General features: G+C 70.6%; 13 protein-coding genes. 7 read left to right on the forward strand and 6 right to left on the reverse strand.

Going from position 1 to position 15,155, the window contains the following annotated elements; all coding sequences use genetic code 11:
• Nucleotides 1–15: 15 nt before the first annotated feature.
• Nucleotides 16–789 (reverse strand): SDR family NAD(P)-dependent oxidoreductase, encoded by a 774-nt coding sequence (locus ACFVXE_RS13815; RefSeq protein ID WP_389671337.1) that lies wholly within the window; start codon nucleotides 787–789, stop codon nucleotides 16–18.
• A gap of 34 nt (nucleotides 790–823) precedes the next feature.
• Nucleotides 824–1,516: an MOSC domain-containing protein gene (locus ACFVXE_RS13820; protein WP_389671338.1), complete on the reverse strand. Its 693-nt coding sequence runs from the start codon at nucleotides 1,514–1,516 to the stop codon at nucleotides 824–826.
• 116 nt (nucleotides 1,517–1,632) lie between these two features.
• On the opposite strand from ACFVXE_RS13820, the gene ACFVXE_RS13825 reads away from it, so the two are divergent.
• Nucleotides 1,633–2,523, forward strand: a complete 891-nt coding sequence (locus tag ACFVXE_RS13825; protein WP_389671339.1) for a LysR family transcriptional regulator — start codon at nucleotides 1,633–1,635, stop codon at nucleotides 2,521–2,523.
• 89 nt (nucleotides 2,524–2,612) lie between these two features.
• On the opposite strand, the gene ACFVXE_RS13830 is transcribed toward ACFVXE_RS13825, so the two are convergent.
• On the reverse strand, nucleotides 2,613–2,948 hold the full coding sequence (locus tag ACFVXE_RS13830; protein WP_389671340.1) for a WhiB family transcriptional regulator: 336 nt from the start codon (nucleotides 2,946–2,948) through the stop codon (nucleotides 2,613–2,615).
• A gap of 414 nt (nucleotides 2,949–3,362) precedes the next feature.
• On the opposite strand from ACFVXE_RS13830, the gene ACFVXE_RS13835 reads away from it, so the two are divergent.
• The 4 genes from ACFVXE_RS13835 to ACFVXE_RS13850 all read left to right on the forward strand — a co-directional run bounded on the left by ACFVXE_RS13835 (nucleotide 3,363) and on the right by ACFVXE_RS13850 (nucleotide 7,706).
• Nucleotides 3,363–3,974 carry a response regulator transcription factor gene (locus tag ACFVXE_RS13835; RefSeq protein ID WP_003948568.1) on the forward strand — a complete coding sequence of 204 codons (612 nt, stop codon included), beginning with the start codon at nucleotides 3,363–3,365 and terminating at the stop codon, nucleotides 3,972–3,974.
• Nucleotides 3,975–4,253: 279 nt separating this feature from the next.
• Entirely contained in the window at nucleotides 4,254–4,829 is a 576-nt protein-coding gene (locus ACFVXE_RS13840) for a sigma-70 family RNA polymerase sigma factor (protein WP_389671341.1), read from the forward strand.
• A 141-nt stretch (nucleotides 4,830–4,970) separates the two neighbouring features.
• Complete coding sequence (gene guaB, locus ACFVXE_RS13845; RefSeq protein ID WP_389671342.1) at nucleotides 4,971–6,476, forward strand: IMP dehydrogenase; 1,506 nt, start codon at nucleotides 4,971–4,973, stop codon at nucleotides 6,474–6,476.
• Between the two features lie 105 nt (nucleotides 6,477–6,581).
• Entirely contained in the window at nucleotides 6,582–7,706 is a 1,125-nt protein-coding gene (locus tag ACFVXE_RS13850) for a GuaB3 family IMP dehydrogenase-related protein (RefSeq protein WP_030914322.1), read from the forward strand.
• Nucleotides 7,707–7,781: 75 nt separating this feature from the next.
• Here ACFVXE_RS13850 and ACFVXE_RS13855 read toward each other — a convergent pair whose 3' ends face one another.
• Nucleotides 7,782–8,417, reverse strand: coding sequence for a hypothetical protein (locus ACFVXE_RS13855; protein ID WP_389671343.1), 636 nt, complete (start codon nucleotides 8,415–8,417; stop codon nucleotides 7,782–7,784).
• Between the two features lie 124 nt (nucleotides 8,418–8,541).
• Complete coding sequence (locus ACFVXE_RS13860) at nucleotides 8,542–9,804, reverse strand: nucleotide sugar dehydrogenase (RefSeq protein ID WP_389671344.1); 1,263 nt, start codon at nucleotides 9,802–9,804, stop codon at nucleotides 8,542–8,544.
• A gap of 250 nt (nucleotides 9,805–10,054) precedes the next feature.
• Between ACFVXE_RS13860 and ACFVXE_RS13865 the strand changes: the two genes are divergently transcribed.
• Complete coding sequence (locus tag ACFVXE_RS13865; RefSeq protein WP_389671345.1) at nucleotides 10,055–11,761, forward strand: glycerol-3-phosphate dehydrogenase/oxidase; 1,707 nt, start codon at nucleotides 10,055–10,057, stop codon at nucleotides 11,759–11,761.
• A 69-nt stretch (nucleotides 11,762–11,830) separates the two neighbouring features.
• Here the strand turns inward: ACFVXE_RS13865 and ACFVXE_RS13870 are convergent, their stop codons facing one another.
• Nucleotides 11,831–12,949 (reverse strand): serine hydrolase domain-containing protein, encoded by a 1,119-nt coding sequence (locus ACFVXE_RS13870; RefSeq protein ID WP_389671346.1) that lies wholly within the window; start codon nucleotides 12,947–12,949, stop codon nucleotides 11,831–11,833.
• A gap of 118 nt (nucleotides 12,950–13,067) precedes the next feature.
• Here ACFVXE_RS13870 and ACFVXE_RS13875 point away from each other — a divergent pair, with 118 nt between their 5' ends.
• Nucleotides 13,068–15,026: a serine/threonine-protein kinase gene (locus tag ACFVXE_RS13875; RefSeq protein WP_389671347.1), complete on the forward strand. Its 1,959-nt coding sequence runs from the start codon at nucleotides 13,068–13,070 to the stop codon at nucleotides 15,024–15,026.
• Nucleotides 15,027–15,155: the final 129 nt, after the last annotated feature.

The following is a 15,155-nucleotide window of genomic DNA, read 5'->3' on the forward strand; positions in this document are numbered from 1 at the left end:
CGGAGCGGTCCCCTACTACTGAGGCCCGTACTTGCGGCCTGTCTTGGAGGTGACCCCTCCGAGCAGGCCGCGGGGCGCCACCTTCACCAGCCCCATCAGCGCCTTGTACCGCGCGTCCGGGATCGACACCGACTTCCCGTGCGCCAGATCCGCCAGCGCCGCGGCGACCAGTCTGTCCGCGTCGAGCCACATCCAGCCCGGAATGTTGCCGGTCCCCATCCCGGCACGCTCGTGGAACTCGGTCCGTACGAAGCCGGGGCACAGCGCCATCAGCCGCACCCCCGATCCGGCCAGGTCCTTCGCCGCGCCCTGGGTGAACTGCACGACCCACGCCTTGGACGCGCCGTAGGTGCCGCGCGGGACGAACGCCGCCACCGAGGCGACGTTGACGACTCCGCCCCGGCCGCGCTCCTTCATGCCGGCCGCGGCCGCCGAGGTCAGCCGCAGCACCGCCTCGCAGTGCACCTTCAGCATCTTCAGCTCATCGGCCATCGACACGTCCAGATACCGGCCCTTGTTGCCGAACCCGGCGTTGTTGATCAGCAGGTCGACGGGGTGCGGACGGTCCGTCAGCCGTGCCTCGACCGAGGCGATTCCGTCGTCCTCGGAGAGGTCGGCGGTCAGTACCTCGGCCTCGATGCCGTGCCGGTCGTGGAGTTCGGTGGCCTGCTCCCGGAGTCGCTCGGTGTTCCGTGCCACCAGCACCAGGTTGTGCCCGTCGGCCGCGAGACGCCGCGCGAAGGCGGCCCCGATCCCCGCGGTTGCGCCTGTGATCAGTGCAGTCGTCATACGCGGCACGTTAGTGCCCCGCGCGCCGGACGGATCACTCGCCCGGTGCCTGTGAACCCACGTACTTCAGGGCCGAGCGCAGCGTCTCGGGGTGGAGGTCGTCCCGGGCCGCGAGCAACTCCGGCAGCAGCTCCCGTCGCACCGTCACCGCCAGGAACTGCATCCGCACGGTGACGCCGTGGTCCGGTCGGCGCACGATCTCGACCGGGTCCCCGGCGCGGATCTCACCCGGCTCGATCACCCGCAGGTAGGCACCCGGAGCGGCCTCCTCCGTGAACCGCCTCACCCAGCGCCGCTCGCCGAGGTGACCGGCGAACGTACGGCACGGGATGCGCCCCGACGTCACCTCCAGCACCAGGTCGGAGCCGATTCGCCAGCGCTCGCCGATCCTCGCGTCGCTCACGTCCAGTCCGGCGGTCGTCAGATTCTCGCCGAACGCGCCGTTGGCCAGCGAGCGGCCGAGCGAGCGCTCCCAGACGTCGAGGTCCTCGCGGGCGACCGCGTACACCGCCTGGTCCGAACCGCCGTGATGACGCAGGTCGCACACCGCGTCCCCGGCCAGCCCGCTGCCGCCGGTGCCCTTGGGGCCGGGGTCCGTGACCCGCACCGGGCCGTCGGCCGGCCGCTTGTCGATCCCGGTCGCGCCACCGGGGGCGTCGGTGTAGTCGACGGCCCTGGCCCGCCCGACATTCACGGTCAGGATCGTCTTCGGTGTCTTCGGTGTCATCGGCTCCACGGCTCCATCGGCTCCCTCGGCATCGCTGGGAGAACGCTAGCGAGTCGGCCCCCAAAGTCACACGCGAATAATTCGCATTCGATCCAAGCGCCTCTTATGGTTGAGGGGTGATCGAAGCCCGTCATCTCCGTGTCCTGCGCGCCGTGGCCGCCACCGGCTCGTTCTCGGCGGCCGCGCGCGAACTGGGCTGCACCCAGCCCGCGGTCAGCCAGCAGATGAAGGCGCTGGAGTCATCGGTGGGCACCACCCTGCTCATCCGCACGGGCCGCGAGATGCGCCTCACCCAGGCGGGTGAGGCGCTGGTGCGCCACGCCTCCGGCATCCTCGCCGGGCTGACCGCCGCCGAGGAGGAGGTCGCGGCGATCGCCGGGCTGCGGGCCGGCCGGGTCCGGCTCGTCTCGTTCCCCAGCGGCAGCTCCACGCTGGTCCCCGGCGCCCTCGCCGCCCTGCGGGCCGCCCATCCGGGCACCCGGGTCTCCCTGGTCGAGGCCGAGCCGCCGCGCTCGGTCGAGATGCTCCGGGAGGGTGACTGCGACATCGCGCTGGCGTTCCGCTACGGCTCATCGGGCGCCGAGTGGGAGGACCTGGTCGTACGCCCGCTGCTCACCGACCGGCTGATCGGCCTGGTCCCCGACGGGCACCGGCTGGCCGGTGCGGATGCGGTGGGGATCGCCGAACTGGCCGACGAGTCCTGGATCGCGGGCTGCCCGCGCTGCCGACGGCAGCTGGTGGAGGTCTGCGAGGAGTCCGGCTTCACGCCCCGGATCGACTTCGCCACCGACGACTATCCCGCGGTGATCGGTCTGGTCGGCGCCGGTCTGGGAGTCGCCGTGCTGCCGGAGCTGGCGATCGAGTCGGTGCGCCCCAAGGGGGCCGGCACCGTCGCGGTGGAGCCGGCGATCGAGCGCGAGATCGTTGCGCTGACCCTGCCCGACCTGGCCCAGGTCCCCGCAGTGGCGGCCACTCTGGACCAGCTGTCCCTGGCGGCCACCCGCTAGGGCGCGGTGCCGTCGCACGCCGACGGCCCGGTTCTCCGGGGCATGGGGCGCAGGAACGTTTCTTCGGTTGTCGTGTGCGGTCCGTTGGATCAACCGTGCCCGGACGAGGCGGGCATCCCCGAAGGGCTCACCGCCGCGATCAGGCGGTTGCGGGCCCGGCCCATGAGCTCCTCGCGTTCGTCCTCGGTCAGTCCGCCCCACACCCCGTAGGGCTCACGTACCGCCAGGGCGTGCGCTGCGCACTCGGCGCGTACCGGGCATCGCATACAGACCTCCTTCGCCGAGTTCTCGCGGGCGCTTCGCGCGGCTCCGCGCTCACCCTCCGGATGGAAGAACAGCGAGCTGTCGACCCCACGGCAGGCCGCCAGCAGCTGCCAGTCCCACAGATCGGCGTTGGGTCCGGGAAGGCGGGAGAAATCTGCCATTGCTTGTCCCCTCGAAACCGTGCTGAGTCGGAAACGTCGTTGTCGTCCGTCGTGTGACCGTGCCCATGACCGTACATCTACGGTGCTAGTAGATGTAAATATGACTGATTGCGAATCTAGCCACAGACACCAGCAAAAGGGAAGAAAACCCACAAAATCGGGCGTGCGTTCAAGTGAAAATTCGGTTGAGGTCTTGACGATCCGCGCCGCTCTCCTCCGTGTGCGACCCCTCACGTAGAGTGCCGAACCCGGCCGTCGGACCCGTAACTCTTTCGAGTGACCATCGTTGAGAGTGCGGAGGCGGTTGGCAGAAAAAGCGATCGGGCAGATGTCCGAGAGCGTCAACCGCACAGGTGACGACTTGTATTCAGCCTGGAGGCTCAAGGTGACGCGCATCAGCTGCGGAGGACGGTCATGACATCCGTCCTCGTCTGCGACGACTCCCCGCTTGCCCGAGAGGCGCTCCGCCGCGCGGTCGCGACCGTGCCCGGCGTCGAGCGTGTGACGACGGCGGCCAACGGCGAGGAAGTCCTCCGCCGCTGGGGGGCCGACCGTTCGGATCTGATTCTGATGGACGTACGCATGCCCGGTCTGGGGGGTGTGGAGACGGTCCGGCGACTGCTCTCCGCCGACCCCGGGGCCCGGATCATCATGCTGACCGTCGCCGAGGACCTGGACGGTGTCGCGCTCGCGGTCGCCGCCGGGGCCCGCGGATATCTGCACAAGGACGCTTCCCGCGCGGAGCTGCGGGCGACCGTCACCCAGGCGCTGGCCGATCCGACGTGGCGGCTCGCCCCGCGTCGGCTGCGGTCCGCCGAGATGGGTGCGGCGCCGACGCTCACCGCGCGTGAGATCCAGGTGCTGGAAGGGATGAGCCACGGCCGCTCCAACGCGGAGATCGGGCGCGAGCTCTTCCTCTCCGAGGACACGGTGAAGACCCACGCCCGGCGGCTGTTCAAGAAGCTCGGCGCCTCGGACCGGGCGCACGCCGTGGCGCTCGGCTTCCGCTGGGGTCTGGTCCGCTGATGACCGGCCATGACCGGTAGCCGGCCGCTTCCCCGTCCGCACTCCGGCGGACGGGGCGAGGGGTGCGGAAGACCGCCGATCGGGCGTCCGGCAGCCTCGGTATGTGACGCTTCCCGGCCGATGACGCATCCTTGAGATGTGGAGTTCCTCGGGAACGATTCGGTCGAGCGGAAGGGGAGGGCGCAGGACATGACTTCCGGCGCACCCGCTCATAACGCTTCGGTGCACAACTACGGACGAGGTGCCGCAGATGAAGCGGCACCGAGGCACCATGGTTCGATGCGCGACGACGAGACGACGGTGATCGCTGCCCTGGTGCACCGTGCCGTCGACGGCGACGCGCAGGCCACTCATGATCTGCTGGCCCATGTCCACCCCCTCGCGCTGCGCTACTGCAGGTCCCGGTTGAACCGGCTGCCCGGTGATGCCCGCCACTTCGTGGAGGACCTGGCGCAGGAGGTCTGTGTCGCGGTGCTGATGGCGTTGCCGCGCTACAAGGACACCGGCAGACCCTTCGAAGCCTTCGTCTTCGCCATCGCCGGCCACAAGGTCGCCGATCTCCAGCGGGCCGCGATGCGGCACCCGGGATCGACGGCCGTACCCTCCGACGAGATGCCGGAGCGGCCGGACGACTCGCTCGGGCCGGAGGAGCGCGCGCTGCTCAGCAGCGATGCCGCCTGGGCCAAGAAGCTCCTCGCCAATCTGCCGGAGAACCAGCGCGAGCTGCTGGTTCTGCGGGTCGCGGTCGGCCTGACCGCCGAGGAGACCGGACAGATGCTCGGCATGTCGCCGGGTGCGGTCCGGGTCGCCCAGCACCGTGCGCTGAGCAGGCTGCGGGCCCTCGCCGAGCAGTAGTCACAGCACCGGCTGCGCCCCGCTGCGGAGTTCCGTACGAAGCTACAGAACCTCTGGGTGATCTTGCTCGTGGAATGAGACACCCCTGGAGCCCGTTAGCATGGACATCCGCACCGATCAAGGCCATTTGGGGAAGGTGTCATGACTGCAAACGTCGACGGAGTGCCCGAGAAATTCGCGACGCTCGGGCTGACATACGACGACGTGCTGCTGCTGCCCGGCGCGTCCGACATGGCGCCCGACCAGATCGATACCTCTTCGTACATCTCCAAGAATGTGCGGGTGAACATCCCGCTGCTCTCGGCCGCGATGGACAAGGTCACCGAGGCCCGGATGGCGATCGCCATGGCCCGGCAGGGCGGCGCCGGTGTGCTGCACCGCAATCTCTCCATCGCCGACCAGGCCAACCAGGTCGACCTGGTGAAGCGCTCCGAGTCCGGCATGGTGACCGACCCGATCACGGTGCACCCGGACGCGACGCTCCGCGACGCCGACGAGCTGTGCGCCAAGTTCCGGATCAGCGGCGTGCCGGTCACCGACGCCGCGGGCAAGCTGCTCGGCATCGTCACCAACCGCGACATGGCTTTCGAGTCGGACCGCACGCGCCAGGTGCGCGAGGTCATGACGCCGATGCCGCTCGTCACCGGCAAGGTCGGCATCTCCGGCGTCGACGCCATGGAGCTGCTGCGCCGACACAAGATCGAGAAGCTTCCGCTGGTCGACGACGCCGGGGTCCTCAAGGGCCTGATCACGGTCAAGGACTTCGTCAAGGCGGAGAAGTACCCGAACGCGGCGAAGGACAAGGAAGGCCGGCTGCTGGTCGGCGCCGCCGTCGGCGTCGCGGGCGATGCCTTCGAGCGGGCCCAGGCCCTCGTGGAGGCGGGCGTCGACTTCATCGTCGTCGACACCGCGCACGGCCACTCCCGCCTCGTCTCCGACATGGTCGCCAAGATCAAGTCGAACGCGTCCGGCGTCGACGTCATCGGCGGCAACATCGCCACCCGTGACGGTGCCCAGGCGCTCATCGACGCCGGTGTCGACGGCATCAAGGTCGGTGTCGGCCCGGGTTCCATCTGCACCACCCGCGTGGTCGCCGGTATCGGCGTCCCGCAGGTCACGGCGATCTACGAGGCCTCGCTCGCCGCCAAGGCGGCCGGCGTCCCGGTCATCGGGGACGGCGGTCTGCAGTACTCCGGCGACATCGCCAAGGCACTCGTCGCCGGTGCGGACACCGTGATGCTCGGCTCGCTGCTCGCGGGCTGCGAGGAGTCCCCGGGCGAGCTGCTCTTCATCAACGGCAAGCAGTTCAAGTCGTACCGCGGCATGGGTTCGCTCGCCGCGATGCAGACCCGTGGCGACCGCAAGTCGTTCTCGAAGGACCGTTACTTCCAGGAGGGCGTCGCCTCCGACGAGAAGCTGGTCCCCGAGGGCATCGAGGGCCAGGTCCCGTACCGCGGCCCGCTCTCCGCGGTGGTCCACCAGCTCACCGGCGGTCTGCGCCAGTCGATGTTCTACGTCGGCGGCCGCACCGTTCCGGAGCTCCAGGCCAACGGCCGGTTCGTCCGGATCACCTCGGCGGGCCTCAAGGAGAGCCACCCGCACGACATCCAGATGACGGTCGAAGCGCCGAACTACAGCAGGAAGTAACGCATCAGCACAGGTGAGGGGCGGTCCGGGCACACCGGGACCGCCCCTCACCCGTGTGTCGGGGATACTGGGAAACGCAGACGTAGAGGGAAAGGCCACACCATCGTGACTGAGATCGAGATCGGGCGCGGCAAGCGCGGCCGCCGGGCGTACGCATTCGACGACATCGCCGTCGTTCCGAGCCGTCGCACCCGCGACCCGAAGGAGGTCTCGATCGCCTGGCAGATCGACGCCTACCGGTTCGAGCTGCCGTTCCTGGCCGCCCCCATGGACTCCGTGGTCTCCCCGCAGACCGCGATCCGGATCGGTGAGCTGGGCGGCCTCGGCGTCCTGAACCTCGAGGGCCTGTGGACCCGGCACGCCGACCCGCAGCCGCTGCTCGACGAGATCGCCGAGATGCCGGTCGAGTCGGCGACCCGCCGCCTCCAGGAGATCTACGCGGCCCCGATCCAGGAGGAGCTGATCGGGCAGCGCATCAAGGAGGTGCGCGATTCCGGTGTCGTCACCGCCGCCGCACTCTCGCCGCAGCGCACCGCCCAGTTCTCGAAGGCCGTCGTCGACGCGGGTGTGGACATCTTCGTCATCCGCGGCACCACGGTCTCCGCCGAGCACGTCTCGGGCGCGGCCGAGCCGCTCAACCTGAAGCAGTTCATCTACGAGCTGGACGTCCCGGTCATCGTCGGCGGCTGCGCCACGTACACCGCGGCCCTGCACCTGATGCGGACCGGCGCGGCCGGTGTCCTGGTCGGCTTCGGCGGCGGCGCCGCGCACACCACGCGCAACGTCTTCGGCATCCAGGTCCCGATGGCGACCGCGGTCGCCGATGTGGCCGGGGCGCGCCGCGACTACATGGACGAGTCCGGCGGCCGGTACGTGCACGTGATCGCGGACGGCGGCGTCGGCTGGTCCGGTGACCTCCCGAAGGCCATCGCCTGCGGTGCGGACGCCGTGATGATGGGCTCCCCGCTGGCCCGCGCGACGGACGCGCCCGGCCGCGGCCGCCACTGGGGCATGGAGGCCGTCCACGAGGACGTGCCGCGCGGCAAGCTGGTCGACCTGGGCTCCGTCGGGACGACGGAGGAGGTCCTCACCGGCCCCTCGCACACCCCCGACGGTTCGATGAACATCTTCGGCGCGCTCCGCCGGGCGATGGCGACCACGGGGTACAGCGACCTCAAGGAGTTCCAGCGCGTCGAGGTGACGGTGGCGGACTCGCAGCACCGCCGCTGATCGTCCCCGGACATGAGGGAGGGCCCGGGCCGCTTGCGATGCGCATGCGGCCCGGGCCCTCCCGTATGTGTGCGGTCAGTCGCTCGCCTTCTTGGTACCGCCGAAGGCGGCGAAGGCGCCGATGGCGAGGAACAGGTACGTCTTGAAGTCCGCGGCCTCGCTCCAGGCGTCGGTCAGCAGACCGAACTTGTCGAAGAAGATGTCCGTGAACGAGGCGCCGGACTGGTCGGCCACGATCACGGCCATGCCGATGATCTGGCCGAGGTAGACCGCACCGAGCGACAGGACCGCGCTGACGACCGGCAGGACCGGGTTGCTGCCGCCGACCTTGCCCGCGGCGAAGCCGATCAGGAAGCCGACACCGATGGCGATGTAGCCGAACTCGCGCTCGATCGCGCCGGTGATGACCCCGTAGAGGACCGCCGCGACGATTGCCGTGACCACGGCGCTGACCGCACCCAGAACGACGTTGTTGCGGGCGGGAGCGGCCGGCGCGAACGGCGAGCCGCCGAACTGCCCCGGCTGACCGGGCTGACCGGGCTGGCCGAACTGGCCGGGCTGCTGACCGGCGAACGGGTTTCCGGTCGGCACGCCGGGCTGCCCGGGCTGCGCCGTCGGCTGCCCGGGCTGCTGGTCCGCGAACGGGTTGCCGCCGGGCTGGGCGTCGTACGGCTGCGGTGGCTGGTTCGACGGCGGCACGGGCTGGCTCATGGTGGGATCCCCCCTGGGATGCATACGCACGACTGTGCGAGAAGTGACGCCGCAGGCTAGCAGTCGCCTGCGACAACTCCCACCGGAATCCTTTTGGGGGGACTGGCCTCCGGGGGGACAGGCCTCACAGCCGGTGCGCGGCTCCGGCCGGGGTGGCGCCGCGGGTGTCCAGGAGGAGCTGGGCCTTCACCGCGAGACCCTGGAGGTCGTACGTACGGTGGTGCTGCAGCAGCAGCGTGAGGTCCGCGCTCGACGCCGCTTCGTACAGGGAGTCCGCGCGCGGGACGGGGAGTTCGCGTACGCGCCAGTCCAGGACGTGCGGGTCGTGGTAACCGATCTGGGCGCCCATGTCCATCAGCCGCATCGCGATCTCCCGGGCCGGGGACGCCTCCTGGTCGGCGAGATCCGGTTTGTAGGTGACGCCGAGGAGCAGGACCCGCGCGCCGCGGACGGACTTGCCGTGTTCGTTCAGGAGAGTGGCGCAGCGCTGGATCACGTAACTCGGCATCCGGTCGTTGATGTCCTGGGCCAGCGAGACCATCCGCAGGGGGTGGACCGGGGTACGGCTGTTGTACGGCAGGAAGCCGGGGTCCACCGGGGCGCCGTGGCCGCCGACGCCGGGGCCCGGGCGGAACGGCTCGAAGCCGAACGGCTTTGTCTCGGCGCACCTGATGACGTCCCACAGGTCGACGCCGAGTTCGTGGCAGAGCACCGCCATCTCGTTGACCAGGGCGATGTTGACGTGCCGGAAGTTGGTCTCCAGTACCTTCGTCATCTCGGCCTCGCGCGGTCCGCGGGCGCGTACGACCTTGTCGGTGAGCCGTCCGTAGAACGCGGCGGCCGATTCGGTGCAGGCGGAGGTGAGGCCGCCGATGACCTTGGGGATGTTGGCGTAGACGTGGGCGCGGTTACCGGGGTCGAGCCGGCTGGGCGAGCAGGCGAGGTGGAAGTCGCGTCCGGCGCGCAGCCCCGAACCCTCCTCCAGGAGGGGGCGGACGAAGCCCTCCGTCGTGCCGGGCGGCACGGCCGACTCCAGCAGGACCGTGGTGTGCGGGCGCAGCCGGGCGGCGAGGGCGCGGGCCGCTTCCCCCACCGCGGTGAGGTCCAGGGCCCGGTCGGCGCCGAGGGGTGTGGGCGCGCAGATCACCGCGGTACGGACCCGGCCGAGCTCGGCCGGGTCGATGGTGGGCCGGAAGCCCCCCGCGAGCATCCGGCGGATCTCCGAGGCGGTGAGCGTGCCTTCGACGGGGGTGCGGCCGGCGGAGAGCTCGGCGAACGGGCGGGGGTCGGTGTCGTAGCCGACGGTGTTGATGCCCGCGGCCACGGCGGCCTGGGCGAGGGGCAGGCCGAGGTGACCGAGTCCGATGACGGCGAGGTCTGCGGGCATGTGGATGGGCCGTCCTTCCCTAAGACCATGACGACAGAAAGCGCAACCGCTGGCGGCAGTGCAATGTCAGACTAGGCGTAAATATGACCTATATGTCGCATTGTGCGACTTCGGTCGCCCGGGTGTTGTCCACAGGCGGTGGCTGAAGTCGCGGACCGCGGACAGAATCGAGAGGTGGGCGCGGGCGCCCGGCCTCTCGGCCGGGCCGCATCCCCGTGCCGGACCCACCCCGATCTACCGGGAGGCAGCAGTGAGGACAGCGACACTGGGACCCGCGGAGCGCGTCGAGGCGCTCGCCGCGATGGCCGAGCGCGAACTGGACGTGCTGGTCGTGGGGGCGGGCGTGGTCGGCGCCGGGACGGCGCTGGATGCGGCGACAAGAGGGCTCTCGACCGGACTGGTCGAGGCGCGCGACTGGGCGTCCGGCACGTCGAGCAGGTCGAGCAAGCTGATCCACGGCGGGCTGCGCTATCTGGAGATGCTCGACTTCGCACTCGTGCGGGAGGCGCTGAAGGAGCGCGGACTGCTGCTGGAGCGGCTGGCCCCGCATCTGGTGAAGCCGGTGCCGTTCCTCTATCCGTTGCAGCACAAGGGGTGGGAGCGGCTCTATGCCGGTTCGGGCGTCGCACTGTACGACGCGATGTCGGTGTCGTCGGGGCACGGCCGAGGGCTGCCCGTCCACCGGCATCTCTCCCGCCGCAAGGCTCTGCAGGTCGCGCCCGCGCTGAAGAAGGACGCGCTGGTCGGGGCGTTGCAGTACTACGACGCCCAGATGGACGACGCCCGTTTCGTGGCGACGCTGGTGCGCACGGCCGCCGGATACGGCGCGCAGGTGGCGAACCGGGCGCGGGTGATCGGCTTCCTGCGGGAGGGCGAGCGGGTGGTCGGCGCCCGGGTGGAGGACGTCGAGGCGGGCGGGGAGTACGAGGTCAGGGCCAAACAGGTGGTCAACGCGACCGGGGTGTGGACGGACGACACCCAGTCGCTGATAGGTGAGCGCGGGCAGTTCCACGTCCGGGCGTCCAAGGGCATCCATCTGGTCGTGCCGAAGGACCGCATCCACTCCTCGACCGGGCTCATCCTGCGGACCGAGAAGTCCGTGCTGTTCGTGATCCCCTGGGGCAGGCACTGGATCATCGGGACGACCGACACCGACTGGGACCTGGACAAGGCGCACCCGGCGGCCTCCAGCGCCGATATCGACTATCTCCTGGAACACGTCAACTCGGTCCTGGCCACGCCTCTGAGCAGGGACGACGTCGAGGGTGTCTATGCCGGACTGCGGCCGTTGCTGGCCGGCGAGTCGGACGCGACCAGCAAGCTCTCGCGCGAGCACACGGTGGCGCACCCGGTGCCGGGGCTGGTGGTCGTGGCGGGCGGCAAGTACACGACGTACCGGGTGATGGCGAAGGACGCCGTCGACGAGGCGGTGCACGGGCTCGACCAGCGGGTGGCGGACTGCGTCACGGAGGAGGTCCCGCTGCTGGGCGCGGAGGGCTACCTCGCCCTGTGGAACGCGCGGGCGAGGACGGCGGCCCGTACCGGCCTGCACGTCGCCCGGGTGGAGCATCTGCTGAACCGCTTCGGATCCATGGCCGAGGAGCTCCTGGAGCTGATCGTCGACGACCCCTCGCTGGGTGCGCCGCTGCCGTCGGCGGACGACTATCTGAAGGCCGAGATCGTCTACGCCGCCTCCCACGAGGGGGCCCGTCACCTCGATGACGTACTGACCCGGCGGACCCGGATCTCCATAGAGACCTTCGACCGGGGCACACGCTCCGCGCGGATCTGCGCGGAGCTGATGGCGCCGGTGCTCGGGTGGGACGAGGACCAGATCGAACGGGAGGTGGAGCACTACGAGAAGCGGGTGCAGGCGGAACGGGAGTCGCAGCGTCAGCCGGACGACCTGACGGCGGACGCGGCACGGCTCGGGGCGCCGGACATCGTGCCGATCTGATCCTGGCGGGCCGGAAACGGGCCGGCCCCGGATCGGCACCCGCGGCGGGCCGAGTCCGGCCGGATCCGGTCAGGTGCGGCCCGATCGGTGCCCGGACCGCCCGCCAGGTGCGGCGGCGGTGTGTCCGCGAGGGCAGAACTCGGCATCGAGCAGCGCCGGTTCGAGTGCCGGGTCGGTCAGGCTGTCCGTGTCGACACGGAACGTCAGGACGTGGACGCCGTCGCGGGTGGCGGCGGTACGGACGTAACTCCCCTCGATATGACCGTTGTGGCCCCAGACGGTCGTACCGCAGGAGAGTTTCTGCGGATAGATGCCCATGCCGTAGACCCCGTGTGCGGTACCCGTGCTCAGCAGCGTGCGCAGCTGGGCGGGGGGCAGCAGGCGTCCGCCCAGCAGGGCCGCGTAGAACCGGTTGAGATCGGCCAGCGTGGAGATCAGCTCGCCCGCGGCGCCCGCGGTGCGCGGGTCGAGGGCGGTGACGTCGCGGAGGCCGCCGCCGGCCGGAGCGCGCGTGTAGCCGCGCCCGTGCGGGGCGGGCAGCGTGGTGCGGGCGCCGGGGAGCGAGGTGCCGGTCAGGCGCAGCGGTTCGATGATGCGACGCCTGATCTCGGTGGCGTAGCTGTGTCCGGTGACGCGTTGAACGATCAGACCGAGCAGGACGTAATTGGTGTTGGAATAGGAGTAGCTGCCAGGGGTGTTCGTGGGGCGGTGCGCCACCGCCGTACGGATCGCGGCGGCGGCGGAGGCGGGGCGCGCGCCGGTGGCCGCGGTGTAGTCGTAGAGGCCGCTGGTGTGGGTGAGCAGCGCGCGCAGGGTGATGCGGCGGCCGTCGTTGCCCTGACCGCGGATCAGCCCGCCCAGATGGTGCTCCACGGTGTCCGACAGCTGCAGCCGGTGCTCCTGGGCGAGTTGGAGGACGACCGTGGCGACGAACGTCTTGGTGATGCTGCCCGCCCGGAACCGGTCCGCGAGTCCGATGCCCGCGCCCGTCGAACGGTACGTGGGGTGGCGGACGGAGGGGGATCCCTGGGCCAGCAGGGCCGCGTCGGGTGCACCGCCCTCGGCGACGAGCCGGGGGAGGTAGGCGGCTGCGGGCGTGAGGTGTGGTTCGCTGGGCAGGCTCGCTGTTCCGAGGCCGAGCAGCATAATCACCAACGGGGTGGCGAGCAGCGCCCTGAGAATCGGCATGGCAGGGAATCCTTCCTCCGGCCACATCATGACGGACCCCGGACCCGGCACCATGACCGGTCCCGGGGTGAGGGACAATGAACGCTCTGCCAGGGCGGGTTGATCGCAGAGGGGACGCATGTCGGAGGCGGAGCAGGCACGGGAGCCCCAACGGGACGAGGACGGACGTCTCCTTGCGGGTAGGTACCGGCTCGGGGAGGTGCTGGGCCGGGGCGGTATGGGCACGGTCTGGCGTGCCGTCGACGAGACGCTGGGCCGCACGGTCGCGGTCAAGGAGCTGCGGTTCCCGTCGGCCATCGACGAGGACGAGAAGCGCCGGCTCATCACGCGCACCCTGCGCGAGGCGAAGGCGATCGCCAGGATCCGCAACAACGGTGCGGTGACGGTCTACGACGTCGTCGACGAGGACGACCGGCCGTGGATCGTGATGGAACTCATCGAGGGCAAGTCGCTCGCCGAGGCGGTGCGTGAGGACGGCGTGCTGACGCCGAAGCGCGCGGCCGAGGTCGGGCTGGCCGTCCTCGACGTGCTGCGATCGGCGCACCGCGAGGGCATTCTGCACCGCGACGTGAAGCCGTCCAACGTACTGATCTCCGAGGACGGCCGGGTCGTGCTGACCGACTTCGGTATCGCCCAGGTGGAGGGCGACCCGTCCGTCACCTCGACGGGCATGCTCGTCGGCGCGCCCTCGTACATCTCGCCGGAGCGCGCCCGCGGGCACAAGCCGGGGCCGCCCGCCGACCTCTGGTCGCTCGGCGGACTGCTCTACGCGAGCGTCGAGGGCACCCCGCCGTACGACAAGGGGTCGGCGATCGCCACCCTGACCGCGGTCATGACGGAGCCGCTCGACCCGCCGAAGAACGCGGGGCCGCTGGAGGAGGTCATCTACGGCCTGCTGGCCAGGGACCCCGAGCAGCGGCTCGACGACGCGGGCGCCCGCGCCCTGCTCAACGACGTGATCCACGCCGCCGACAAGCCCGCCCCCGCGGTGCCTCCGCCCGCGGACTCCACCCAGGTCATGGCGCTGCCCACCGTCGCCGCCCCCCGTGCCAGGGGCGCGGCCAAGTCCGGGGAACCTGGGGAGGGAACGCGGGACCGCCTGCGCGGAGCGCTGCGCTCCGTACGGAACGCGAAGGCGACGCCCGCTGCGGGCGAGGCCGCCGCTGCCACGGCCACGGCCCCGGACCGGCCCGCGGCCACGGTGGGTTCCGCCGCAGGGGGCGTACCGCCGCAGCGTGGTGCAGGCGGCCCGTCGAGGACGCCGGCCCGTGCGTCCCTCACGGACGTGGTGCCGCGCCGCACGCTGGTGATCATCGCGGCGGTCGTCGTGCTCGCCCTGCTCGGCACCATCCTGGCGATCTCGCTCGGCGGTGGTGACGAGAGCGACAAGGGCAGCGCGTCCGGGAAGGGTGCGTCGTCCGCCTCGGCCGGCGCCGCCACGGGCGGCGGCTCCGGCAAGGCCGACGGCTCCGGCAAGGACCAGGGCCGGAGCCAGGGTCAGGACCAGGGCCAGGGAGCGGAGCAGAGCGGCGGTCAGGACCAGGACAAGGGCAAGGGCGACGACTCGGACAAGGGGTCGGACGGGTCCGGGGCCGAGGGATCGGGCGGCAAGGACACCTTGCCCGCCGGCTACAAGATGGTCACCGACAAGCGGTTCCACTTCATGATGGCGATGCCCGCCGACTTCCGGCGGAACCACATCGCGGGCACCAACTCGGGCGGCATCTACAACGTCGACAACGGCTACCCGCGCGTCCAGGTCGACTACAACGGTTCCCCCAAGGACGACGCCGCCGCGGCCTGGAACGCGGCCAAGGGCTACGTCGCGGCCTCCAGCAACGGCTACAAGCACCTCGGCATCAAGGCGGTCGAGTACAACGGCTATCCGACCGTCGCCGACTGGCAGTTCGAGCGCAACGAGAACGGTCAGCGGAGCCGGGTGCTGAACCGTGGGTTCAAGGTCGACGCCACGCACGGTTACTCGATCATGATCAGCTGCAAGGTCAGCGAGTGGAACGGCAAGGAGTGCCGGACGCTGCGCGAGACGGCGTTCGCCACCTTCAGGCCCAAGGACTGAGCGGCGGGTTGCGCCGACCCTGCCGCGCGGCCAACACTTGCCACGTATTGTGAGAGCTTGAGAACCGTACGCAGCCACAGCCGTTGGTGAATTGCACAATATGTGACCGCAATTGACGGTTGATGCGGT

The sequence above is a fragment of the Streptomyces sp. NPDC058231 genome, assembly GCF_042882275.1.
Classification (GTDB): Bacteria; Actinomycetota; Actinomycetes; order Streptomycetales; family Streptomycetaceae; genus Streptomyces.